General features: G+C 71.8%; 17 protein-coding genes. 10 read left to right on the top strand and 7 right to left on the bottom strand.

What is annotated here, in order from left to right; translation table 11 throughout:
- Nucleotides 1-25: 25 nt before the first annotated feature.
- Nucleotides 26-1,642: a FadD3 family acyl-CoA ligase gene (locus AC07DI_RS06700; RefSeq protein ID WP_478902639.1), complete on the top strand. Its 1,617-nt coding sequence runs from the start codon at nt 26-28 to the stop codon at nt 1,640-1,642.
- Here the strand turns inward: AC07DI_RS06700 and AC07DI_RS06695 are convergent.
- Nucleotides 1,623-2,015 carry a VOC family protein gene (locus AC07DI_RS06695; RefSeq protein ID WP_478902638.1) on the bottom strand — a complete coding sequence of 131 codons (393 nt, stop codon included), beginning with the start codon at nt 2,013-2,015 and terminating at the stop codon, nt 1,623-1,625. The two genes, AC07DI_RS06700 and AC07DI_RS06695, sit on opposite strands and share 20 nt — an antisense overlap.
- Before the next feature lie 84 nt (nt 2,016-2,099).
- Nucleotides 2,100-2,765 carry a hypothetical protein gene (locus AC07DI_RS06690; protein WP_478902636.1) on the bottom strand — a complete coding sequence of 222 codons (666 nt, stop codon included), beginning with the start codon at nt 2,763-2,765 and terminating at the stop codon, nt 2,100-2,102.
- Between the two features lie 117 nt (nt 2,766-2,882).
- On the opposite strand from AC07DI_RS06690, the gene AC07DI_RS06685 reads away from it, so the two are divergent.
- Entirely contained in the window at nt 2,883-3,737 is an 855-nt protein-coding gene (locus AC07DI_RS06685; RefSeq protein WP_478902635.1) for an ATP-grasp domain-containing protein, read from the top strand.
- 612 nt (nt 3,738-4,349) lie between these two features.
- Here AC07DI_RS06685 and AC07DI_RS06680 read toward each other — a convergent pair.
- From AC07DI_RS06680 to afsR, 3 genes are all read right to left on the bottom strand, one after another.
- Nucleotides 4,350-4,520 carry a hypothetical protein gene (locus AC07DI_RS06680; RefSeq protein WP_384253606.1) on the bottom strand — a complete coding sequence of 57 codons (171 nt, stop codon included), beginning with the start codon at nt 4,518-4,520 and terminating at the stop codon, nt 4,350-4,352.
- 166 nt (nt 4,521-4,686) lie between these two features.
- Complete coding sequence (locus AC07DI_RS06675) at nt 4,687-4,860, bottom strand: sigma-like protein (RefSeq protein ID WP_384253603.1); 174 nt, start codon at nt 4,858-4,860, stop codon at nt 4,687-4,689.
- A gap of 219 nt (nt 4,861-5,079) precedes the next feature.
- Entirely contained in the window at nt 5,080-8,058 is a 2,979-nt protein-coding gene (gene afsR, locus AC07DI_RS06670) for an SARP-family global regulator AfsR (RefSeq protein ID WP_478902633.1), read from the bottom strand.
- Nucleotides 8,059-8,365: 307 nt separating this feature from the next.
- Here afsR and AC07DI_RS06665 point away from each other — a divergent pair, with 307 nt between their 5' ends.
- The 6 genes from AC07DI_RS06665 to AC07DI_RS06640 all read left to right on the top strand — a co-directional run bounded on the left by AC07DI_RS06665 (nt 8,366) and on the right by AC07DI_RS06640 (nt 16,555).
- Nucleotides 8,366-9,595: an amidohydrolase family protein gene (locus AC07DI_RS06665; RefSeq protein WP_478902856.1), complete on the top strand. Its 1,230-nt coding sequence runs from the start codon at nt 8,366-8,368 to the stop codon at nt 9,593-9,595.
- Nucleotides 9,596-9,933: 338 nt separating this feature from the next.
- Nucleotides 9,934-10,857, top strand: coding sequence for an LLM class F420-dependent oxidoreductase (locus AC07DI_RS06660; RefSeq protein WP_478902632.1), 924 nt, complete (start codon nt 9,934-9,936; stop codon nt 10,855-10,857).
- Nucleotides 10,858-10,942: 85 nt separating this feature from the next.
- Entirely contained in the window at nt 10,943-11,728 is a 786-nt protein-coding gene (locus tag AC07DI_RS06655; RefSeq protein ID WP_478902631.1) for an SDR family NAD(P)-dependent oxidoreductase, read from the top strand.
- Nucleotides 11,729-11,863: 135 nt separating this feature from the next.
- On the top strand, nt 11,864-12,991 hold the full coding sequence (locus AC07DI_RS06650) for an LLM class flavin-dependent oxidoreductase (RefSeq protein WP_478902629.1): 1,128 nt from the start codon (nt 11,864-11,866) through the stop codon (nt 12,989-12,991).
- A 334-nt stretch (nt 12,992-13,325) separates the two neighbouring features.
- A complete protein-coding gene (locus AC07DI_RS06645) occupies nt 13,326-15,065 on the top strand; it encodes an N-acyl-D-amino-acid deacylase family protein (RefSeq protein WP_478902627.1) in 1,740 nt (579 codons plus the stop codon).
- Nucleotides 15,062-16,555 carry an aldehyde dehydrogenase family protein gene (locus AC07DI_RS06640; protein WP_478902626.1) on the top strand — a complete coding sequence of 498 codons (1,494 nt, stop codon included), beginning with the start codon at nt 15,062-15,064 and terminating at the stop codon, nt 16,553-16,555. Before AC07DI_RS06645 ends, AC07DI_RS06640 begins: the two co-directional genes overlap by 4 nt.
- Nucleotides 16,556-16,616: 61 nt before the next feature.
- On the opposite strand, the gene AC07DI_RS06635 is transcribed toward AC07DI_RS06640, so the two are convergent.
- Entirely contained in the window at nt 16,617-18,173 is a 1,557-nt protein-coding gene (locus tag AC07DI_RS06635; protein WP_478902624.1) for a CehA/McbA family metallohydrolase, read from the bottom strand.
- A 96-nt stretch (nt 18,174-18,269) separates the two neighbouring features.
- Nucleotides 18,270-18,716 carry an ankyrin repeat domain-containing protein gene (locus tag AC07DI_RS06630; RefSeq protein ID WP_478902622.1) on the bottom strand — a complete coding sequence of 149 codons (447 nt, stop codon included), beginning with the start codon at nt 18,714-18,716 and terminating at the stop codon, nt 18,270-18,272.
- Between the two features lie 123 nt (nt 18,717-18,839).
- Here AC07DI_RS06630 and AC07DI_RS06625 point away from each other — a divergent pair, with 123 nt between their 5' ends.
- Both AC07DI_RS06625 and AC07DI_RS06620 read left to right on the top strand, forming a co-directional pair.
- A complete protein-coding gene (locus AC07DI_RS06625; RefSeq protein WP_478902620.1) occupies nt 18,840-19,721 on the top strand; it encodes a TIGR03619 family F420-dependent LLM class oxidoreductase in 882 nt (293 codons plus the stop codon).
- 93 nt (nt 19,722-19,814) lie between these two features.
- Complete coding sequence (locus AC07DI_RS06620; RefSeq protein WP_478902619.1) at nt 19,815-22,427, top strand: bifunctional FO biosynthesis protein CofGH; 2,613 nt, start codon at nt 19,815-19,817, stop codon at nt 22,425-22,427.
- Nucleotides 22,428-22,468 lie beyond the last annotated feature (41 nt).

The following is a 22,468-nucleotide window of genomic DNA, read 5'->3' as shown; positions in this document are numbered from 1 at the left end:
AGCTACACGTCGGGAGGGGCTTGCGATGCGCGGCGACCTGGAGTGGGGCAGCATCCCGGGACTGGTACGCGCGGCCGCCGAACGGTACGGCCCGCGCGAGGCGGTCGTCGAGGGCCGCACCCGCATCTCGTACGGGGAGTTGGGCGAGCGCGTGGAGCGGGCCGCGGCCGCCTGCATGGCGAACGGCGTCGAGCCCGGCGACCGCGTGGCCGTCTGGGCGCCGAACACCCTCGACTGGATCGTCTCCGCGCTCGGCGCCGTCACGGCGGGCGCGGTCCTCGTCCCCCTCAACACCCGCTTCAAGGGCGCGGAGGCGGCGTACGTCGTGGCCCGCAGCCGCGCGAAACTCCTCTTCGTCACGGGCACGTTCCTCGGTACCTCCTACGTCGCCTCGCTGCGGCGCGCGGCGGCCGAGGGCGCCGGAGGCGGCCCGCTGCCCGGCCTGCCGCACCTGGAGCAGGTGGTCGTGCTCGCCGACGACGCACCGCAGTCCTTCCGCACCTGGAAGGACTTCCTGGCGAGCGGCGACGCGGTGTCCGGTGCGGCGGTCCGCGCCCGCGCGGAGTCGGTCGAGGGATCCGCTCCCTCGGACATCATCTTCACCTCCGGCACGACGGGCCGCCCCAAGGGCGCCGTCATCACCCACGCCCAGACCCTGCGCTGCTACGAGGTGTGGAGCGACCTGGCCGGGCTGCGCGAGGGCGACCGCTACCTGATCGTGAACCCGTTCTTCCACACCTTCGGCTACAAGGCGGGGATCATCGCGTGCCTGATGCGGGGCGCGACGATGGTCCCGCAGCCGGTCTTCAACGTCGACACGGTCCTCGCCAACGTCGCCGCCGAACGCATCTCGGTCCTGCCGGGCCCGCCCACCCTGCACCAGTCGCTCCTCGACCACCCGGCCCGCGACCAGCACGACCTGTCCGCGCTGCGGCTCGTGGTGACCGGCGCCGCGGTGGTGCCGCTGCGCCTGGTGGAACGCTTGCGGGCCGAGCTGCGGATCGCCACCGTCCTGACGGCGTACGGCCTCTCCGAGGCGAGCGGCATCGTCACGATGTGCCGGCGCGGCGACCCGGTGGAGGTCGTCGCGGCGACGTCGGGCCGCGCCATCCCCGGCACGGAGGTGCGGGTGGTGTCGCCCGCGGGGGAGCCGCTGGCGCCCGGCCACCCGGGCGAGGTCCTCGTCCGCGGCCACAACGTCATGCGGGGCTACTTCGAGGACCCGGCGGGTACGGAGCAGTGCCTGACGCCGGACGGCTGGCTGCGCACGGGCGACGTGGGCGTCCTCGACACGGACGGCAACCTCCGCATCACGGACCGCATCAAGGACATGTTCATCGTCGGCGGTTTCAACGCCTATCCCGCCGAGATCGAGCAACTCCTCGGCGTGCACCCCGACGTGGCGGACGTGGCGGTCGTCGGGGTGCCCGATGCGCGGCTCGGCGAGGTCGGCAAGGCGTACGTGGTGCGGCGCCCGGGGGCGGTGGTGACGGCGGACGACCTGATCGCGTGGGCGCGCCGCGAGATGGCGAACTACAAGGTGCCGAGGACGGTCGAGTTCGTGGCCGGGCTGCCGCGGAACGCGAGCGGCAAGGTGGTGAAGGGGGAGCTGCGGGGGCGTCCTACTGGCCCGCGGCGGTGAGGGCGGCCCGCTCCGCCGCGCTGCACTCCACGCAGAACTCGTTGCCCTCCGGGTCGGCGAGGACGACCCAGCCGCGGCCGTTCGGCCGTCGCCGGTCGTCGTCGACCGTGGCGCCGAGCGCCAGGAGCCGCTCGACCTCCTCGTCGCGGGTACGGTCCTGCGGCTGGAGGTCGACGTGCAGCCGGTTCCTGACGGTCTTGGCGTTCGGCACGGTCACGAAGAGCAGTGTGATGCCGTCCGCCTCCACGGAGGCCTCCGGATCGCCGGGGAAGTCGTCGTCGGCGAGCTTGCCGCCGAGGACTTCGGCCCAGAAGGCGGCCTGGCGGTAGGCGTCGTGGGCGTGGAAGGTGAGGTGGCGCACGAGAGAGCTCATGGGAGGCACTGTCCGCTGTGCGGGTGGAACGTGTCCACAGGGTTTCGCCCCGCTCGGGGCGCCCCGTGGCGGGGCCACAGGCTCTCAGTGGCCGGCGGGTGGTTCGAAGCAGCCGGTCTCCATGAAGCGCCCGTTCGTCGTGACCTCGTAGTTGGTCTTCTGGACGAAGGCGGTGACGCAGGCGTCGTCCCCTACGTAGAGACCGATCAACGCCCCCTCGGGCCTGACGTATTCGCCGTTCTCGTACCGGGAGTCCATCTCGCGCACCTCGAGTTCACCGCCGAGCAGCTCGCCCCGGCCGGTCGTCTTCCGCTCCTCGTACCCGAGCTTGCCGGTGAGCTCGGCGCGCACGCTCTCCGGGTCCCAGGTCTTCCGCCGCCAGAGCCGCTTGAGAACGGGCTCCATACGGGCGGCCTCGGTCCGCGCTTCCCGCTCTCCCGCCGGGGACATCTCGCCGGGGTGGCGGTAGGCGTTGTTCTCCCGGTAGTGGGGCGCGCCGTCGCCGGCTCCGGGTTCCACGTAGGGGGAGGCGCCGGGGGAGTCGGGTCCGGACGTGGGTGCTGTTGCCTTGGCGGACGGGGTGGACGGGGTGGACGGGGCGGGCGGGGCAGGTACGTCGGCGGGCGGACCGGCGGCGGAGCCGGGGCGCTGCCCCTCGTCACCGCATCCGGCGAGGAGGAGCGCGGCACCGAGGAGGAGCGCGGAGGCGGCGGCGCGGCGTCTTCGGTACGTCATCGGTGAAGTGGCCATGCACATGACTCTGCCACGAGCGCGCGGCGCCTCGGCGACGGGTAGGTGGGCGGCTCTGCGACGGGCAGGTGAGCGACTCGGCGACAGGCAGGTGGGTGGCTCTGCGACGATTGTCCGATGCACACCGAGTCTTCCGCCCCCCGCCCCCGACCCCGGATCCTCTTCGTCACGGACCTCGCCTACCGGGCGAAGGGCCGCCGCTACTGCGACGAGGACATCTACCTCACCGCCCGGCTCCGCGAGGACTTCGACGTGGCCCTGTGCCACCCGCTGGACGCCGCGCCGCTGATGGAGACCGGCGCGTTCGACACGGTGATGGTCCGCAACAGCGGCCCGGTCCTCAACTACCAGGAGCAGTGGGACGACTTCACGGACCGGGCGGCCCGGAACGGCGTGCGGGTCTTCAACCAGCTCACCGGCAGGGCGGACATGGTGGGCAAGCAGTACCTGCTGGACCTGACGGCGGCGGGCTACCCGGTGATCCCCACGGTCGACGATCCCGGGCAGGTGGACCGCCTCCCGGCCACGGACACGTACGTGGTCAAGCCGAAGGCGGGCGCGGACTCGATAGGCCTGGAGTTCGTGACGGGAACGGAGCTGCCGGCCGTCGCCTCGTCCGGGGGCCTCCTGATCCAGCCGCGCGTCGACTTCACGTACGAGGTGTCGTTCTACTTCGTCGACCGCACCTTCCAGTACGCACTGCACGCACCGGACCCCGCCAAGCGCTGGCAGCTGGAGAATTACGCCGCCACCCCCGCCGACCTGGCCTTCGCCCAGCGCTTCGTCGACTGGAACACGATCGACCACGGCATCCAGCGCGTCGACGCCTGCCGTACCGCGACCGGCGAGCTCCTCCTGGTCGAACTGGAGGACCTCAACCCCTACCTGTCCCTCGACCTCCTGGACGAGGGCACACGGGACGCCTTCGTCGCGGCGGTCAAGGACTCGCTGTCGGCGCAACTGGCCTGCTGACTAGAGCGTTTGGCGCAGACGCCTTGGTGCAGCGCCCGGCCTTCCGTCCCACCCCGGCCGGGCTTAGCCTCGCAAGGGAGCAGAGACTGCGGCGCCGGGGAGGCCAGGGCAGCGGCGGGTGGTCTCCGCTCCTGCAGTCCCCGGACCCCGGACGCACCGGTTTACCCTTTTCCGCCCACAAGGGAGTGGTGCCGACACGGGGACCGCCTCGGCGGCACGCCCCCAGAAACCGCAAGGCCCCGGTCCCGCGTCAGCGGACCGTGGACGGCCGGAGCTGTGCCACCGACGACATTCGCGGCTCCGACCTGTTGCCCTTCCGGCTTGTTCCAGCCGGGGCGCACTCCCGCACGCCCCGAAGCCGCAAGGGCAAGTACGAGCCGACATCGTGGAGGGGAGCCCCGACGTCGGCGCGCGCAGGCGGCCGCCGCCGATACCGGCGCCCCACGCCTCGGCGGTGGCCGTCGACCAGCTCCGTACGCATGCGTTGTTTCCAGCGTTGTTTCCCATTGAAGGACGCGGACGCCGCTTCGGGAAGACGTGCCGCGCGCCGGAATGCCGAACGGGGCCGAGCGATGCGCTCGGCCCCGTTCGCCGGTGGTGCGGGGTGGTCCGTCAGCCCCTCGGGGCTATCGGGGTGTGGCCGTCACCGAGCGGGGTGCTGGGCGTGTGGCTGTCCCGCGTGGTGACCGGCGTGTGGCTGTCGGCGAGTGCGGGGGCCGTGGCTCCGGCCGCGGTGGCCGCCGCGATGGCGGCGACGACGAGGAACTTCTTGGCGCGGGTCATTCCAACTCCTTGGGTGGGCGGACTTCCAACGCCACATGACCTGGTCGGTGGGGTGTGGCGCTTCGGCCTCTGCTGATGACTCATACCCAGACATGCGTCGGCCGCGGCGGCTCCCCCTCCGCGCCGCCGCGGCCGATCGTTCCCCCGTCGGGATGTGACGCTTGGATCAGCTCTTGGGCGGGGCCGGCGTGTGGCCCTCACCCTGAGTGGTTGCCGTGCCGTCCTTGGGCGGGGCGGGCGTGTGGCCCTCACCCTGAGTGGTTGCCGTGCCGTCCTTGGGCGGGGCGGGCGTGTGGCCCTCACCCATGGTGGTGACGGTGTTCTTGTTGATTTCGCTCATGTTCGGCAACTCCTAAGGAATTGGCGGGGCTTCTGGAATCGGTACGCCCGTTCGGCAACTCCCCCGAGGATCGCCGAACGGGCGTATTTGGGCCGCTTACCTTATCCGTAGGGCCCGAGCGACCCGTCTGCCCCCCGACGCGACGGATCGACTCCATGAGAGTGGCAGCTGCTCATAAACGTTCGATGAACGCGGCTGCGGCTGCGGCTGCGGTACGGGTCAGGCGACAGCGGCCGGGTCGAGGAGGCCCCGGACCTGAGCCGCTTCCGGCGCGCCCGCTTCCTCGTGGATGACCAGCGCCTCGCGCCAGCAGGCCTTCGCGCGATCGGGCTGCCCCAGACCGACGAGGGACCTGCCCAGGAGAGTCAGTACGTTGGCCCGCATCCACTCGCCGCCGACACATCCGATGGCGAGCGCCTGCTCGGCGTGCTGCGCCGCCTGGGTCGCCTGGTGATGCGCGAGATGAACCTGCGCGATGCGGTAGTGCGTGGTCCCCTGCCACAGCCGCTGACGGTTCTCGGCGAAGATCTGCAAGGCGTCGGTCAGCTGGTCGAGGGCGTCCGCCCGGCGATTCGCGTCACTGAGCGCGAGCCCCAGCGCGTACTTCGCGTTGGCCAGGCGGAAGGTGACCCCGAGGTCGCTGTAGACGGCGATCCCCTGGCGCGCCAGGTCGATCGACTTGGCGGTGCGTCCCATCGCGAGGAGGGCCCGCGACAGGTTGCACAGGGCGCTGGCTTCGCTGTGACGGTTCCCGTCGGCGCGGAAGACCTCGATCGCCTCGCGCAGGTGCGTCTCGCTCACGGCAGGCCGGTTGATGCAGTTGTTGATGATCCCCTGCTCGTTGAGAGCGTTCCCGGTCGTCCACGGGTCTTCGGACCGCGCGGCAAGAACGGCGGCGCGTTCCAGCTCGGCGGCGGCAGCGTCGAAGCGGCCCACCTTGTTGAGGACCTGGGCCAGGGTGACCCGCGCCCGTCCCTCGGCAAGCTCGTCCTGCTCCAGGGAGGCGGACGCGCAGGCGGCGCGCGTCGCCGTCTCGTACCGGTGTGAGATCGCCCCGGACTCCGCGAGGTCCTTCGCCGCCAGGAGCAGGTCCACCGCGCGTCGCAAGCCCCATCGGCCGAGCGACTGCTGGACGCACGCCAGGATGCAGGAGGCTTCGGCGTGCAGCCAGTCGAAGGCCGTGGTGCCGTCCGTGAAGTCCAGGCCGACCCGCTCCGTCACCTCCAGGTGGTCCACCGTCCGGTCACCGGGCCGTTCGATCGCGTAGACCCGGGCCGCCGAGGCCAGATAGAAGTCGAGCAGGCGCGACATCGCCGCGTCACGCTCGCTCGGTGGCTGCTCGTCGCGTTCGGCGCACGCACGCGCGTAGAGGCGTACGAGGTCGTGGTAGCGGTAGCGGCCCGGGGCCGCCGATTCGACGAGGGACGTGTCGACCAGGGACTCCAGGAGGTCCTCGGTCTCCTCCAGGGAGAGGTCCAGGACGGCCGCGGCGGCCGCGAGGGAGAGGTCGGGGCCGTCCGCGAGGCCCAGGAGGCGGAAGGCGCGCGCCTGGGCCGGCTCCAGCTGGCCGTAGCCCAGTTCGAAGGTCGCCTTGACCGCGAGGTCACCCGCCTGCAACTCGTCCAGACGGCGCCGCTCGTCCGCCAGCTTCGCGGCGAGCGTGGAGACCGTCCAGGTGCGGCGCGCCGCCAGGCGGGACGCCGCGATCCGGATGGCGAGCGGCAGGAACCCGCACGCGGCCACCACGTCGAGGGCCGCCTCACGCTCCGACGTGACCCGCTCCTCGCCCACGATGCGGGTGAAGAGCAGGAGCGCCTCCTCGGGCGACATCACGTCCAGGTCCACCAGGTGAGCGCCCGCGAGGTCGACCATGCGCACCCGGCTCGTGACGAGGGCCGCGCAGCCTTCCATGCCCGGAAGGAGCGGCCTGACCTGCGCCGCGTCGCGGGCGTTGTCCAGGAGGACGAGGATGCGGCGGCCGTCGAGGACCGAGCGGTACAGGGCCGCCCGCTCCTCCAGGGAGTCCGGGATCGCCGAATCGGCCGTGCCGAGCGCGCGCAGGAACGCGCCGAGGACCGTCTCCGGCTCCGCCGCCCGCGCGCCCGCGCCTTGGAGGTCCACGTACAGCTGGCCGTCCGGGAAGTGGGAGCGGGCCGCGTGGGCGACGTGGACGGCGAGCGTCGTCTTGCCCACGCCGCCGATGCCCGCGAGCGCCGAGACCGCCATCACCCGGCCCTCGGCCGAGGAGAGGATGTCGCTCAGCTCGTCCACGAAGGAGCCGCGTCCGGTGAAGTCGGGGACCGTCGCGGGGAGCTGCGCCGGGCGCACCACGGTCGCCGCCGGTTCCTGGACGGGCGCGGAGGGCTCGGCGAGGCCCGGGTCGGCCTGGAGGATGCGCTGCTGGAGCTCCTTCAGGCCCGGCCTCGGGTCGACGCCGAGTTCGTCCGCGAGGAGGCGCCGCGTGTCCGCGTACACGGCCAGGGCCTCCGCCTGGCGGCCACTGCGGTACAGGGCGAGCATCAGCAGTTCGCGCAGCCGCTCGCGCAGCGGGTGCGCGGCCGTCAGGGCGGTCAGCTCCGAGACCGCCTCCGCGTGGCAGCCCTGTTCCAGATCCATGTCCAGACGGGTCTCGACGAGCTGCAGTCGCCATTCGCCGAGGCGGGTGCGCTGGGTGTCGGCGTACGGCCCCGGGACGTTGGCCAGGGGCTCGCCGTCCCACAGGCTCAGCGCCTGGTTCACCAGGGTGCGCGCCTGGCACAGGTCACCGGTGCCGCGGGCCTTCTCCGCCGCCGCCCAGAGGTCTTCCGCGACGGCCAGGTCCAGGGCGCCGTCCGCCACTTGGACCGCGTAGCCCCCGGCCTCGCTGACGAGGACGCCCGGGGGCAGCACCTTGCGGAGCCGGGACGCGTACGTACGTACCGCTGCCAGTGCCTGCGACGGGGGCTCCTCGCCCCAGAGGGCGTCGATCAGCTCCGAGGCCGTGGCCGTGCGGCCGTCCCTCAGCAGCAGGGCCGCGAGGAGCGCCCTCTGTTGCGGGGATCCGGTGTTGAGCTGTTGCGAGCCGTGCCACGCGCGCACCGGTCCGAGCACGCTGAAGCGCGACGCCGGGGCCTCGGGGGCGTACCCCTCGGTCCATTCCCCGGGGGTGTCCCCCGAGGCCGGACGCCGCTGCTCCGGTACTCGCGGTACATCGACCATCGCTCCCCCTGCCGCCCTGCTGTTCCCAATCCTGCCGGTCGCGGGTCTGCCCGCCCGCGGTGGTGCTCCGTACACCCTGCTCGGTTCGTGCTCCCCGCCAGTTTGCCTTGTTGATGGCGGATGCGTCAGCCGTGCGAGACGGCTCTCACAGGGTCCACTCACGACATTCCGGATCGCTTTCCCGCCACGGGAGGCGGCCGGGTGGCCGAGGGGCGTCGGCCGGGTGGCGCCGGGGTCACGCACAGCGCCCGCGTACGACTAGCTGACGGGTCGTCAGATCAGCGCTACCGTGGGCCGTATGGAGACCATGGAGAGCCCGGAGACCTTCCCGAAGATCATCTCGGTGGACGACCACACGGTCGAACCCCCGCACGTCTGGCGGGACCGGCTCCCGTCGAAGTACCGGGACCGCGGTCCCAGGATCGTCCGCGCACCCCTGAGGGAAATGTCCTTCCTCGGCGGCAAGTTCGCGCCCGTAATGGGCGAGAAGGGGGAGGAAGGGCCCATCGGGGACTGGTGGATCTACGAGGACCTGCACCGCCCGCTCACCCGCCTCGACACCGCCGTCGGCTACGACCGGGACGAGATCAAGCTGGAGGTCATCACCTACGAGCAGATGCGGCCCGGCTCCTTCAGCGTCCCCGACCGCCTCGCCGACATGGACGTCAACCACGTCCAGTCCGCCCTCTGCTTCCCCACCTTCCCGCGCTTCTGCGGCCAGACGTTCACCGAGGCCAAGGACCGGGAGCTCGGGCTCCTCGCCGTCCGTGCGTACAACGACTGGATGGTCGAGGAATGGTGCGGGCCCGAGGCCCACGGCCGCCTCATACCCCTCACCCTCATCCCCCTCTGGGACGCCGGACTCGCCGCCGCGGAGGTGCGGCGCAACGCCGCTCGCGGGGTACGCGCGGTCGCCTTCTCCGAGATCCCCCCGCACCTCGGCCTGCCCTCCATCCACACCGACGAGTGGGACCCCTTCCTGCGCGCCTGCGACGAGACCGGCACGGTCGTCGCCATGCACATCGGCTCGTCCAGCAGGATGCCGTCGACGTCCGCGGACGCGCCGCCGGCCGTCGGCTCCACGATCACCTTCGCCAACTGCTGCTTCTCGATGGTCGACTGGCTGATGAGCGGCAAGTTCGAACGCTTCCCCAACCTGCGGATCATGTACGCGGAGGGGCAGATCGGCTGGATCCCGTACATCCTCGAACGGGCGGACGTCGTCTGGGAGGAGAACCGGGGCTGGGGCGGGGTCGCGGACAAGGTCACGCGCCCGCCGTCCGAGCTGTTCACCGAGCACGTCCACGGCTGCTTCTTCGACGACGCGTTCGGCCTGCGGAACCTCGACTCCATCGGTGTCGGAAACGTCCTGTACGAGACGGACTACCCCCACTCCGACTCGACCTGGCCGAAGTCGCGCCAGGTGGGCGAGGACCAGATGGGCCACCTGGCGCCGGACGTCGTAGACCGCATCGTGCGCCGCAACGCGATTGACCTGCTCGGTCTGAGCGCGGAGGGGTTGTGGCCCGGCCCCTAGCGGGGGCGCTGCGCTGTGCTTGGCGTGGGCTCGTACGCCCCTGCGGGCACGGACAGGCCCGCCGCTTCGCGGCGGATGCATCCCACCCACCGACGCACAGCGGGACTAGGAGCAACCCCCACCGGGCCGCAGCCGCCAAACCGGCCGGAGGGGACGTGGGGGTATGTGCGAACGGAGCACCGAGCATCCTGTAGCGCCATTGTCCGTGCAGCGTGACGCAGGGATGGCGAGTACGCACATACCCCCGCGGCCCCGCCCCACGGACGAGCCACAGGCGCCCCGCCCCCGCCCAAGCGCAGCCGCACGCCCCGACAGGTCAACCACAGGAGTGGGACCCCATGCTCGTTCACGGAATGCAGCTCCCCGTCCAGTCCCAGAGCGCGCTCTACGCCGAGTCGTGGGAGTCCACCGCCACCCCCGACGACCTCGCGGAAATCGCCCGCACAGCCGACCGCACCGGCTTCGCCTACATCGCGAGCTGCGACCACGTCGCCATCCCCCGCCGCCTCGCGGACGCGATGAGCACCACCTGGTACGACCCCGTAGCCACCCTCGCCTACCTCGCGGCCGTCACCGAGAACGTCCGCCTGATGAGCCACGTCGCCATCGTCGGCCTGCGCCACCCCCTCCTCACCGCCAAGCAGTACGCGACCCTGGACCGGCTCAGCGGCGGCCGACTGATCCTCGGGGTCGGCGCCGGACACGTACGGGAGGAGTTCGAGGCGCTCGGCGTGGACTTCGAGCGGCGGGGCCCGCTCCTCGACGAGAGCATCGACGCGCTGAAGGCGGCACTCGGCCCGGACGAGTACCCCGAGCACCACGGTGAGCGGTACGACTTCGCGGGCCTCGGCCAGCAGCCACGCCCCGCCCAGCCGCACGTACCCATCTGGGTCGGCGGCTCCTCGCCCGCCGCCGTGCGTCGCGCCGCGACCCGGGCCGACGGCTGGCTGCCGCAGGGCGACCCGAGGGACGAGCTGCCCGCGCAGATCGCGAAGCTCAGGCGGCTGCGGGAGGAGGCGGGGATCGAGGGGCCGATCACGGTGGGCGCGATCACGGAGGCTCTCTACGTGGGCGAGCCCGGCCGGCCCGTGGGCCGCCGCACGCTCACCGGTAAGCCCGACGCGATCGCCGAGTCCCTGCGGGAGTACGCGGCGATGGGCGTCGACCAGATCCAGGTGCGGTTCCGCAGCCGGAGCCGCACGGAACTCACAGACCAGATGGCCGCGTTCGCCGCGGACGTGGCCCCGCACCTCAACGACTGACAGGACGCCCGACAAGGCAGGCAAGGCAGGCAAGACAGAACCGACAGAACCAACGGAACCGACAAAAAGCAGAGGAGCGCACCCCATGGGCAAGCTGGACGACCGCGTCGTCATCGTCACCGGCGCCGCACGCGGGCAGGGCGAACAGGAGGCGCGCCTCTTCGTGGAGGAGGGAGCCCGCGTCCTCGTCGCCGACGTGCTCGACGAGCAGGGCGAGGCGCTCGCCGAGGAGCTGGGAGCGGAGTCCGCGAGATACGTCCACCTGGACGTGGGCGACGAGTCAGGCTGGCAGCGCGCCGTCGCCACCGCCAAGGACGCCTTCGGGAAGATCGACGGGCTCGTCAACAACGCGGGCATCCTGCGGTTCAACGAGCTGGTCAGCACCCCGCTTGAGGAGTTCCAGCAGATCATCCAGGTCAACCAGATCGGCTGCTTCCTCGGCATCCGCACCGTCGCCCCGGAGATCGGCGCCGCGGGCGGCGGCACGATCGTGAACACCGCGTCCTACACGGCCCTCACGGGCATGGCGTACGTCGGCGCGTACGCCGCGACCAAGCACGCCATCCTCGGGCTCACCCGGGTCGCCGCCCTGGAGCTGGCCGGCCGGAACATCCGGGTGAACGCCGTGTGCCCGGGGGCGGTCGACACCCCCATGACCAACCCCGCGCAGCTCGACCCGGACGCGGACCCCGTGGCGGCCGGGGAGGCGGTGGCGGAGCTGTACAAGAAGCTGGTGCCGCTGGGGCGGATCGGGCGGCCCCAGGAGGTCGCGGCCCTGGCGCTCTTCCTCACCGGGGGCGACTCGGCGTACATCACCGGGCAGCCGTTCGTCATCGACGGCGGGTGGCTGGCGGGGGTGAGCATCGTCTGACCGACCGGCAGGGCAGGCCCGTGCCTGACGTTGTGTCAGGTATTGACGCTCCCGCGCGCCGGTGGAACAGTCGACGCATCGCAATCTGACGGGGCGTCAGAAACCGTCAGAACTTCACGAGGACGGTGAACCTCCTTGGAATTCGGACTCTTTGTACAGGGATACGTGCCCGCCAAGCGGGCCAAGGCCGACCCCGAAGCGGAGCACAAGGCGCTCATCGAGGAGACCGAGTACGTCATTCAGGCGGACAAGTCCGGCTTCAAGTACGCCTGGGCGTCCGAGCACCACTTCCTGGAGGAGTACTCCCACCTCTCCGCCAACGACGTCTACCTCGGATACCTCGCGCACGCGACCGACCGCATCCACCTGGGCTCGGGCATCTTCAACCCGCTCGCCCCCGTCAATCACCCGGTGAAGGTCGCCGAGAAGGTCGCCATGCTCGACCACCTCTCCGAGGGGCGGTTCGAGTTCGGGACGGGGCGCGGCGCCGGTTCGCACGAGATCCTCGGCTTCATGCCGGGCATCACCGACATGAACCACACCAAGGAGATATGGGAAGAGACCATCTCCGAGTTCCCCAAGATGTGGCTGCAGGACGAGTACGTCGGCTTCCAGGGCAAGCACTGGTCGCTGCCGCCGCGCAAGATCCTGCCCAAGCCGTACGGGAAGTCGCACCCGGCCATGTGGTACGCCGCCGGGTCCCCCTCCTCGTACGCGATGGCAGGCAAGAAGGGGCTCGGCGTCCTCGGCTTCAGCGTGCAGAAGGTCTCCGACATGGAGTGGGTCGTCGAGTCGTACAAGACGGCGGTCAAGGAGGCGGAGGCGATCGGCGACTTCGTCAACGACAACGTCATGGTGACGTCGACGGCGATCTGCGCTCAGACGCACGAGAAGGCGGTCGAGATCGCGGTCGGCGGCGGCCTCAACTACCTTCAGTCGCTGCTCTTCCGCTACCACGACACGTTTCCGCGGCCCGAGGGCATTCCCCAGTGGCCCGAGCTGCTACCCGAGTACAGCGAGGAGATCATCGAGCTGCTCATCGCCGAGGAGCTGATGATCTGCGGTGACCCGGACGAGGTGCTCACCCAGTGCAAGCGGTGGGAGCAGGCCGGGGCGGACCAGCTCAGCTTCGGGCTGCCGATCGGGATCTCGCCGGAGGACACGTTGAACACGATCAAGCTGATCGGGGAGCACGTGATTCCCAAGATCGATACGGATCCGGTGCACCGGACTACGCGGTTCCGTCGCGCGTCGGGGGCGTAGGCCCTCCATTGGACCGGCCCCGGCTTCCCCTCCCGGACGGAGGCCGGGGTCCTCCCGGACGGGGGCGGGGGAGTGGTTGACGTCGCGGGGCTCTGCCCCGGACCCCGTTGTCGCCCTTCGGGCTCGTCCTCAAACGCCGGACGGGCTGAAATTCCCGCCCGACCGGCTGGAAGACCTGTCCTCAAACGCCGGACGGGCTGGAAGATCCGCCTGCCCGCCTGGAAGGTCCGCCTGCCCGGCTGGAAGATCCGCCCGTCCTGCTCGAAGGCCCGCCCGGCGGACGGAAATTCACCCTCCGAGGCCAAATCCCCCTCCGAGAGGAGAGCTCCTTCTCATGCTCGATCACCTCATCAAGGGCGCGACCGTCGTCGACGGGACCGGTGCGCCCGCCTACGTCGCCGACATCGGCATCCGTGACGGGCGTATCGCCGTCATCGCCGAACCGGGCACCGTCACCGAGTCGGCGCGGGGCGAGGAAGACGCTCGGGGGCGGGTGCTCGCGCCCGGGTTCGTCGATCCGCATACGCACTACGACGCGCAGCTCTTCTGGGATCCGTACGCGACGCCGTCCCTCAATCACGGGGTGACGACCGTCGCCGGTGGCAACTGCGGGTTCACGCTCGCGCCGCTGCATCCGGAGCGGCCCGGCGACGCCGACTACACGCGGCGGATGATGTCGAAGGTCGAGGGGATGTCGCTGGTCGCGCTGGAGGAGGGGGCGCCCTGGACGTGGAGTTCGTTCGGGGAGTATCTGGACGCGCTCGACGGACGCATCGCCGTCAACGCGGGGTTCATGGTGGGGCACTGCGCGCTGCGCCGGTACGTGATGGGCGCGGACGCGGTCGGCGGGCAGCCGTCGCCCGAGCAGATGGACGAGATGCTGCGGCTCTTCCACGAGGCCATGGACGCGGGCGCGTGGGGTCTTTCGACCACGCAGTCCTCCTCCCACTCCGACGGCGACGGGCAGCCCGTGGCATCCCGGCACGCGAAGCCCGCCGAGCTGCTCGCGCTCAGCCGTGCCGTCGCCGAACACGAGGGGACGCAGCTCGAAGCGATCGTCGCGGGGTGCCTCGATCAGTTCAGCGATGACGAGATCGATTTGTTCGTGGAGATGAGCGCGGTCGCCGGGCGGCCCCTCAACTGGAACGTACTGACCATCGACGCCGCCGTCCCCGAGCGCGTGCCGCGCCAGCTCGTGCCCAGTGAGCGCGCCCGCAAGGCGGGCGGCCGTGTCGTCGCGCTGACCATGCCGATCCTCACGCCCATGAACATGTCGCTCGGCACGTTCTGCGCCCTCAACCTCATACCGGGCTGGGGAGACGTACTGGGTCTGCCCGTGCCCGAGCGGATCGAGAAGTTGCGCGATCCCGACGTCCGCGCCGAGCTGCTGCGGCACGCCAACAGCAAGGAGGCGGGCGTCTTCCGGCGCCTCGCCCGCTTCGACCGGTACGTCATCGGAGACACGTACTCCGAGGCGAACGAGGGCCTCACCGGGCGGGTGGTCGGCGACATCGCGGCCGAGCGCGGCCAGGAGCCGTTCCAGTGCCTGACGGAGATCTGCGCGGCCGACGAGCTGCGTACCGTGCTGTGGCCGATGCCCACCGACAACGACCCGGACTCCTGGGCCCTGCGCGCCGAGACCTGGCAGCACGAGGACGTCATGCTGGGCGGCTCGGACGCCGGCGCGCATCTGGACCGCATGTGCGGCGCCCCGTACACGACCCGCTTCATCGGTGACTGTCTGCGGGGGCGGAAGCTGGTCGGGCTCGAACAGGCCGTGAAAATGCTGACCGATGACCCGGCGCGGCTCTTCGGGCTGCGCGAGCGCGGGCGGATCGTCGAGGGCTTCCACGCCGACCTGGTGCTTTTCGATCCCGAGCGGATCGACGCGGGCAAGGCGACCCTCGTGCACGACCTGCCCGGCGACAGCCCGCGCCTGGACTCCAGGGCGATCGGCGTCAACGCGGTCTGGGTCAACGGCGTCGAGGTGATCCGGGAGGACGCGGTGACGGGCGCCGTGCCGGGGAAGGTGCTGCGCTCCGGGCGCGACACCATGACGGTGAGCACCAAGTGAGCCGGTCCCGGCGGCCGGGACGTCTCTTCATCGGCGGCGAGTGGACCGTGCCCGACGGCGGGCACTACGAGGTCGTGAACCCGGCCACCGAAGACGTCGTCGGGCTCGCGCCCGAGGCGAGCGGCGAGCAGGTCCGCGCGGCGGCGACCGCGGCCCGTGAGGCCTTCGCGAGCTGGTCGCGCACGCGGCCGGAGGAGCGGGCGGCGCTCCTCGACCGCGCGGCGGCCGTCCTGCGCAGGGACTTCGACGCGCACGCCGAGCTGGCCCGCGCCGAGAGCGGCGCGACGACCGGCACGGCGCGCGGCATGCAGGTGGCGGTGGCGGTGGCCCGCTTCCAGCGGTACGCGAAGGGGGCCATGGAGCCGGTCGAGGAGGCGCTGCCCCCGCAGATCAACGAGGCCGGACCGATGGGGAAGGCGGGTGTCATGGGGGCGCTCGCCGTCCGCCAGCCGGTCGGCGTCGTCACCTGCATCACCTCCTACAACAACCCCTGGGCCAACCCCGCGGGCAAGGTGGCGCCCGCCCTCGCCGCGGGCAACACGGTCGTCGTGAAGCCCGCCCCGCAGGACCCGCTGTCCGTCTTCGGCATGGCGGCAGCCCTTCAGGAGGCGGGGGTTCCGCCCGGCGTCGTGAACGTCGTCTCCGGGACGGACGTCACCGTGGGCGAGGCAGCCGTCGCCTCCCCCGACGTCGACATGGTCAGCTTCACCGGGTCGACGGCGGTCGGGCAGCGCATCGGCGAGGTGTGCGGGCGCGACATGAAGCGGCAGCTGATGGAGCTGGGCGGCAAGGGCGCGGCGATCGTCTTCGACGACGTGGGCGAGGAAGGGCTTGCCTCGGCGGTGGCGGGCATCGGCACGACGTTCTCCTTCTACAGCGGCCAGATCTGTACGGCGCCGACTCGCGTCATCGTGCAACGGGGCGTGTACGAGCGGCTGGTGGAGCGGCTCGCGGCGTACATCGGGTATCTCCGGGTGGGTGATCCGGCGGCGGAGGGCACCGTCGTGGGGCCGGTGATCTCGGCGGCCCACCGCGACCGTGTCGAGGCCTATGTCGACCTCGGGCGCAAGGAGGGCGCGCGCCTCGTCGCGGGCGGCGAGCGGCCCGCGCTCGCCAAGGGCTTCTACGTCGCACCGACCCTCCTCGCCGACTGCACGCACGATATGCGGGTGGTCCGTGAGGAGATCTTCGGGCCGGTCGTGGCCGTCGTCCCCTTCGACGCGGACAGCCCCGAGGAGGCCGAGGAGACGGCGATCGCCCTCGCCAACGACAGCGACTACGGCCTCATCGACTACGTCTGGTCGGGCGACGTCGCCCGCGGCTTCCGTGTGGCCCGCCGACTGCGCGCGGGCGGCGTCGGCGTGAACACGATCGGCCGGAACATGGAGGCCCCGTTCGGCGGCTTCAAGAAGAGCGGAGTGGGCCGCGACGTCGGCTCGTACGCCCTGCACGCGTACAGCGAACTCCAGTCGATCGTCTGGCCGGGGTGAGGCGGTGAGGCGGTGAGGCGGTCGAGACGGGTCTCCCCGCCTCGACCCACTCGTGCACGACCTACACGCGGCCCAGGAAAATCGGGTTCGTGAACGCCGTCAGGGCGCCGGGCAGCGGGGGCGTCGTCGCCGGGTGGCGGACCTCCGCCCTCGTGTACGCCGCGTACGACGCCGTCGTACGCCACTCCACCGTGCCCGCGCCCGCGTCCGGACCCGAGTCGGGCAGGGGCGCGCTCGTGTACAGGACGCCCTGGTCGGTGATGAAGCGGACCGTGCAGCCGGGGGCGCCCTTGACCTCAAGGCGGATGGTGACCGGGGTGTCGCGGTCGACGTCGAGGCGTTCGCCGATGCCCGCGTGGCGGCCCCGGCCGCCCGTCGCCGAGAACGCGAGCTCGACGGCCTTCGACTCGGCGACGTAGGAACGGCCGCGCCGCAGGCCGTCCTGGATGGCCTCGCGGGTCAGGTCGTCGGCGAGGACGACGGTCTGCGGGCCGCCGACGCGGTCGGGGTCGCGGTGCGCGTCGCTGTTGCCCATCGCCGGGATCCACGGCTTGCCGCCGCGTACGGAGGCGACGAGGGTGCTGTCCCAGTCGGCGAGGGCGATCTCGTCGTCCGGCGTGTACGCGCCGTTCCACGCCTCGATGACGTCCGCCTCGCCGAAGCCGAACTTCCAGTTGCAGCCGACGCAGGTGGCGTGCGGGTGGGCGGGGACGACCAGGCCGCCCGCTTCGCGGATCTTCCGCGCGTACCTGCCGAAGCGGTTGTCGCGGGCGCGGTAGCGCCAGTCGATGAACGTGCCGGGCTCCATGCCGAGGGCGACCACGTGGCCGTTGCGGGTCGTCACCTCCTCGCCGAGCATGATCAGGAGGTCGCCGCCCGCGTGCTCGGCCCAGTGGGCGTGCGCGGAGTGGGTGTTGTGCTCGGAGCTGTTGATGAAGTCGAGGCCCGCCGCCCGGGCGAGCGCGGCGATCTCGGCGAGGGTGCGCCTGCCGTCCGAGTACACGGAGTGCAGGTGGCAGTCGCCGCGGTACCAGGCGCGGCCGCGGCCCTTGGCGCGCTCGGGCGGGTAGGACGGCTCCGGGGTCCTGCCGGGCGCCCCGTAGGTGAGGGTGATCGTCACCTCGTAGGGGAGGCCCTCGGGGGCGACCGTGTACGGGCCGAGCGCGATGTGCCAGGTGCCCTCGCGGATGCGGCCCGGGAGGTAGCCGGGCGTCGCGTCGTCGGCACGGATGAAGAACTCCGTGCGGGCGCCGCCCGACCAGCCGCGGAACCCCTTGCCGCCGAGCTCCGTGCCGCGCTCGTCGAAGACGCCGATGTCGAGGGCGTTGCCCTGGGTGCCGGGCGGCACGGCCGGCTTCCGGTAGCTGTACGCGACGTGGAACTCGGCGACGCCGCCCGGGACTTCGACCGGCAGGTAGACGTAGTCGGGGGAGCCGGTGGGCAGCGTGCCGCGCACCGTTCTCGTCTCCTTGGTCCCCGGCGCACCGCCGCGCGCGGGACCGCGCCGCTCGGCGCCGTCGGCGAAGCTCACGCTGCCCAACGTAAGCGCGGCGGCGGCTCCCGTCACGAACAGTCCGCGCCGGTTCATTGCCCCGTGTTGCGGGTGGTCCTCGCACATACTGCGGCTCCCAGGGTGTGGGTGATGACGTGAGTGGTGCGTGCAACCCTGGTATTGAGCCGTGAACCGCGCGGCAAGGGAAGGCGGTTGGCGCGTTTACGCCCGGTTGACGGACGAGTCCTCGACCGCCCCCGCCGCGATCAGCGCCGCCTCCGTCTCCGGATGGGGCCCGGACGCTCCGTTCCGCGCCCACCACAGCGGCGTACTTCCCGTGCCGTGGTCCTCGCGGACGTTCGGGTCGGCGCCGTGGGCGAGGAGTTCGCGCACCGTCGCCACGTGGCCCCAGGCGGCGGCCCCGCACAGGGGGGTGCCGTCGGTGATGCCGCCGCTCTCGGTGTCGGGCCTGGCGCCCGCCCGGAGCAGCGCCCGCACCGTGGAGGCGGCGCCGTGCACCGACGCGGCGTACAGGGCCGTCGTGCCGTCGCGCTCGGGCAGCTCCGGATCGATCCCGGAGCGCAGCACCCGGCGCACGGTCCACGTGTCGCCGACCGCCGCCGCCCACACCAGGCGATGCGTGAGCTTCTTCTGTTTCCGTCTGTTCACCGGTGTCTCCATCTGTTCACCGGCGCCAGGCTAATGAGCGCGCGGGCATGGACCAACCGGGTTTCCAGGGATAGGAAGAGGGGCCGGAACGACACGACACACCCGGACACGTTCGGAGGAACCGTGCGCATCTCCGCGACGCTCTACATGACCGACAGGACGATCACCCCGATACGTCTGGCCCAGGAACTGGAGCGGCGGGGCTTCGCCGGGCTCTACCTCCCCGAGCACACCCACATCCCGCTCCCGCGCGAAACCCCCTATCCGGGCGGCGACCTGCCGCCCGAGTGCGCCCGCATGCTCAGCCCGTTCGTCGCCCTCGCCCAGGCCGCAGCCGTCACGGAGCGGATCGCGCTCGGCACGAACATCGCCCTCGTCGCCCAGCACGACCCCATCGACCTGGCCAAGCAGATCGCGACCCTCGACCACCTCTGCGGCGGCCGCGTCACCCTCGGCATCGGCTACGGCTGGAACCGTGAGGAGGCCGAGGACCACGGCGTCCCGTGGCCGCGGCGCCGGGCGGTCGTGCGGGACCGGATGGCGGTCATGCGGGCGCTCTGGGCGGACCATCCCAAGCCCTACGAGGGCGAGTTCGGCAGCGTACGCGCCAGCGAGGTGCATCCGAAGCCGCGGCGGACACCCCGCGAACGGCTCGCGAAAGGGCCGCTGTACGGGCCGCGCACGCTGATCGGCGGGGCCGCGGGGCCGGGGCTCTTCGCGCACATCGCGGAGTACGCCGACGGCTGGATGCCGGTCGGCGGCAGCGGCCTGCGCGACGCGCTGCCCGTGCTGCGCTCGGCGTGGGCGGAGGCGGGGCGCGCGGCGGACGACCTGTATGTGGCGGTGACGGCCGTCGAGCCGGACGCGGGCAAGCTGGCGTACTACGCGGAGCTCGGCGTGGACGAGGTGATCGCGCAGCTGCCGCCGGGCGGGGACGCGGAGGTGTGCGCGGCGCTGGACGGGCTCGTGCGGTATGTGAGCCCAGGTGAGAGGGCTCAGGCATGAGTCCGGGCGGGGCAGGCGACAGGTGGGGGAGGGGGTCACGCAGGGGGGAAGTATCTGTATGAGACAGGTGTTATCGCTCGTATGCTCGGAGACATGACGAACAGCGCGCAGCCCCCGGGGGCCGGACGACCCACCGCCAACGCCATGCGACGCGCGCTCAGGAGGGCCAGGGACGGTGTCGCGCTCGACGTGAGCGAGGCCGCCGTGCTGCTGCAGGCGCGGGGCGAGGACCTCGACGGCCTGACGGCGTCCGCGGCCCGGGTGCGCGACGCGGGCCTCGAAGCGGCGGGCCGGCCCGGCGTCATCACGTACTCGAAGAGCGTGTTCATCCCGCTCACCCGGCTCTGCCGCGACAAGTGCCACTACTGCACCTTCGCGACCGTGCCCGGCAAGCTGCGCCGGGACGGCCACGGCATGTTCATGTCTCCCGACGAGGTCCTCGACATCGCGCGGCGCGGCGCCGAACTCGGCTGCAAGGAAGCCCTCATCACCCTCGGCGACAAGCCCGAGGACCGCTGGCCCGAGGCCCGCGAGTGGCTGGAGGCCGAGGGGTACGACGACACGATCGCGTACGTCCGCGCCATCTCCATCCGCATCCTGGAGGAGACGGGACTGCTCCCGCACCTCAACCCCGGCGTCGTGACCTGGACGGACTTCCAGCGGCTCAAGCCCGTCGCGCCCAGCATGGGCATGATGCTGGAGACGACGTCCGAGCGGCTCTGGTCGGAGCCCGGCATGCCGCACTACGGCTCGCCCGACAAGGAGCCCGCGGTCCGGCTGCGCGTCCTCGAGGACGCGGGCCGCTCCTCCGTGCCGTTCACCAGCGGGCTGCTCATCGGGATCGGCGAGACGTACGAGGAGCGGGCGGATTCGCTGTTCGCGCTGCGCCGCGTGGCGCGCTCGTACCACGGCGTCCAGGAGCTGATCATCCAGAACTTCCGCGCCAAGCCGGACACGGCGATGCGCGGCATGCCCGACGCGGAGATCGACGACCTGGTCGCCACGATCGCCGTCGCCCGGCACATCATGGGCCCCTCGGGCAACATCCAGGCACCGCCGAACCTCATCGCGGGCGAGTACGAGCGGCTCATCGGCGCGGGCATCGACGACTGGGGCGGGGTCTCGCCGGTCACGATCGACCACGTCAACCCCGAGAAGCCGTGGCCCCAGGTCGAGGAGTTGGCCGAGCGCTCCGCGGGCGCGGGCTTCCGGCTCGCCGAACGGCTCTGTGTCTACCCGGAGTTCGTGCGGCGCGGCGAGCCCTGGCTCGACCCGCGCCTCCTGCCGCACCTGCGGGCGCTCGCCGACCCCGAGACCGGCCTCGCACGGCCCGACGCGGTGGTCGAGGGCCACCCGTGGCAGGAGCCCGACGAGGGGTACGTCGCCTCGTCGGGCCGTACCGACCTGCACCGCACCATCGACACGGACGGCCGCACCAGCGACCGGCGCGAGGACTTCGACGAGGTGTACGGCGACTGGGAGGCACTGCGCGAGCAGGCCGCGCCCGGCATGGTGCCCTCCCGCATCGACGGCGACGTACGGGCCGCACTGAAGCAGGCCGCCGACGACCCGACGAAGCTGACGGACGACGAGGCGCTCGCCCTGCTGCACGCCGACGGGCCCGCCCTCGACGCGCTCTGCTCGGTCGCCGACGACATCCGCAAGAGCGTCAACGGCGACGACGTCACGTACATCGTCACCCGCAACATCAACTTCACCAACGTCTGCTACACCGGCTGCCGCTTCTGCGCCTTCGCGCAGCGCAGGACCGACGCCGACGCCTACACGCTCTCCCTGGACCAGGTCGCCGACCGGGCCGCACAGGCCTGGGACGTCGGCGCCGTCGAGGTCTGCATGCAGGGCGGCATCCACCCCGACCTGCCGGGCACCGCCTACTTCGACATCGCGCGCGCGGTGAAGGAGCGCGTGCCGGGCATGCACGTGCACGCCTTCTCGCCGATGGAGGTCGTCAACGGCGCGACGCGGACGGGGCTCTCGATCCGCGAGTGGCTGACCGCCGCCAAGGAGGCGGGGCTCGACTCGATCCCGGGGACGGCCGCCGAGATCCTCGACGACGAGGTGCGCTGGGTCCTCACCAAGGGCAAGCTGCCGACGGCCACGTGGAAGGAGGTCGTCTCGACCGCCCACGAGCTCGGCATCCGCTCCAGCTCCACGATGATGTACGGCCACGTGGACCAGCCCCGGCACTGGCTCGGCCACTTCCGCACCCTGGCGGCCATGCAGGAGTCCGCCCTCGCCAAGGGCGTCGAGGGCTTCACGGAGTTCGTGACGCTGCCCTTCATCCACACCAACGCGCCCGTCTACCTCGCGGGCATCGCCCGCCCCGGCCCCACCACCCGCGACAACCGCGCGGTGACGGCCATGGCGCGGGTGCTGCTGCACCCGCTCATCCCCAACATCCAGACCAGTTGGGTGAAGCTGGGCCAGGAGGGCGCCGCGGAGATGCTCAGGTCCGGCGCGAACGACGTCGGCGGGACGCTGATGGAGGAGACCATCTCCCGCATGGCGGGCTCCAGTTACGGCTCGTACCGCTCGGTCGAGGACCTCGTCGCCATCGCGGACGCGGCGGGCCGCCCCGCGAAGCCGCGGACGACGCTGTACGGCGAGGTGCCCGAGGAGCGGCAGCGGGCGGCCGAGGCGTCGGACGGGCACCTGCCGGAACTGCTGCCGGTGCTGGAGCCGTAGGGGCTGTACGGCCGGGGCGGGGAGCGGTCCCCCGCCCCGGC

This window comes from Streptomyces sp. NPDC044106 (genome assembly GCF_056433985.1).
Note: the sequence above shows the minus strand (reverse complement) of the source record. Positions and strands in the feature narration are given on the sequence as shown.

What these genes read in the sequence shown, in the direction of transcription:
- AC07DI_RS06700 (WP_478902639.1), top strand. Translation starts at nt 26, where the DNA reads ATGCGCGGCGACCTGGAGTGGGGCAGCATCCCGGGACTGGTACGCGCG.
- AC07DI_RS06695 (WP_478902638.1), bottom strand. Translation starts at nt 2,015, where the DNA reads ATGAGCTCTCTCGTGCGCCACCTCACCTTCCACGCCCACGACGCCTAC.
- AC07DI_RS06690 (WP_478902636.1), bottom strand. Translation starts at nt 2,765, where the DNA reads ATGGCCACTTCACCGATGACGTACCGAAGACGCCGCGCCGCCGCCTCC.
- AC07DI_RS06685 (WP_478902635.1), top strand. Translation starts at nt 2,883, where the DNA reads ATGCACACCGAGTCTTCCGCCCCCCGCCCCCGACCCCGGATCCTCTTC.
- AC07DI_RS06680 (WP_384253606.1), bottom strand. Translation starts at nt 4,520, where the DNA reads ATGACCCGCGCCAAGAAGTTCCTCGTCGTCGCCGCCATCGCGGCGGCC.
- AC07DI_RS06675 (WP_384253603.1), bottom strand. Translation starts at nt 4,860, where the DNA reads ATGAGCGAAATCAACAAGAACACCGTCACCACCATGGGTGAGGGCCAC.
- afsR (WP_478902633.1), bottom strand. Translation starts at nt 8,058, where the DNA reads ATGGTCGATGTACCGCGAGTACCGGAGCAGCGGCGTCCGGCCTCGGGG.
- AC07DI_RS06665 (WP_478902856.1), top strand. Translation starts at nt 8,366, where the DNA reads ATGGAGAGCCCGGAGACCTTCCCGAAGATCATCTCGGTGGACGACCAC.
- AC07DI_RS06660 (WP_478902632.1), top strand. Translation starts at nt 9,934, where the DNA reads ATGCTCGTTCACGGAATGCAGCTCCCCGTCCAGTCCCAGAGCGCGCTC.
- AC07DI_RS06655 (WP_478902631.1), top strand. Translation starts at nt 10,943, where the DNA reads ATGGGCAAGCTGGACGACCGCGTCGTCATCGTCACCGGCGCCGCACGC.
- AC07DI_RS06645 (WP_478902627.1), top strand. Translation starts at nt 13,326, where the DNA reads ATGCTCGATCACCTCATCAAGGGCGCGACCGTCGTCGACGGGACCGGT.
- AC07DI_RS06635 (WP_478902624.1), bottom strand. Translation starts at nt 18,173, where the DNA reads ATGTGCGAGGACCACCCGCAACACGGGGCAATGAACCGGCGCGGACTG.
- AC07DI_RS06620 (WP_478902619.1), top strand. Translation starts at nt 19,815, where the DNA reads ATGACGAACAGCGCGCAGCCCCCGGGGGCCGGACGACCCACCGCCAAC.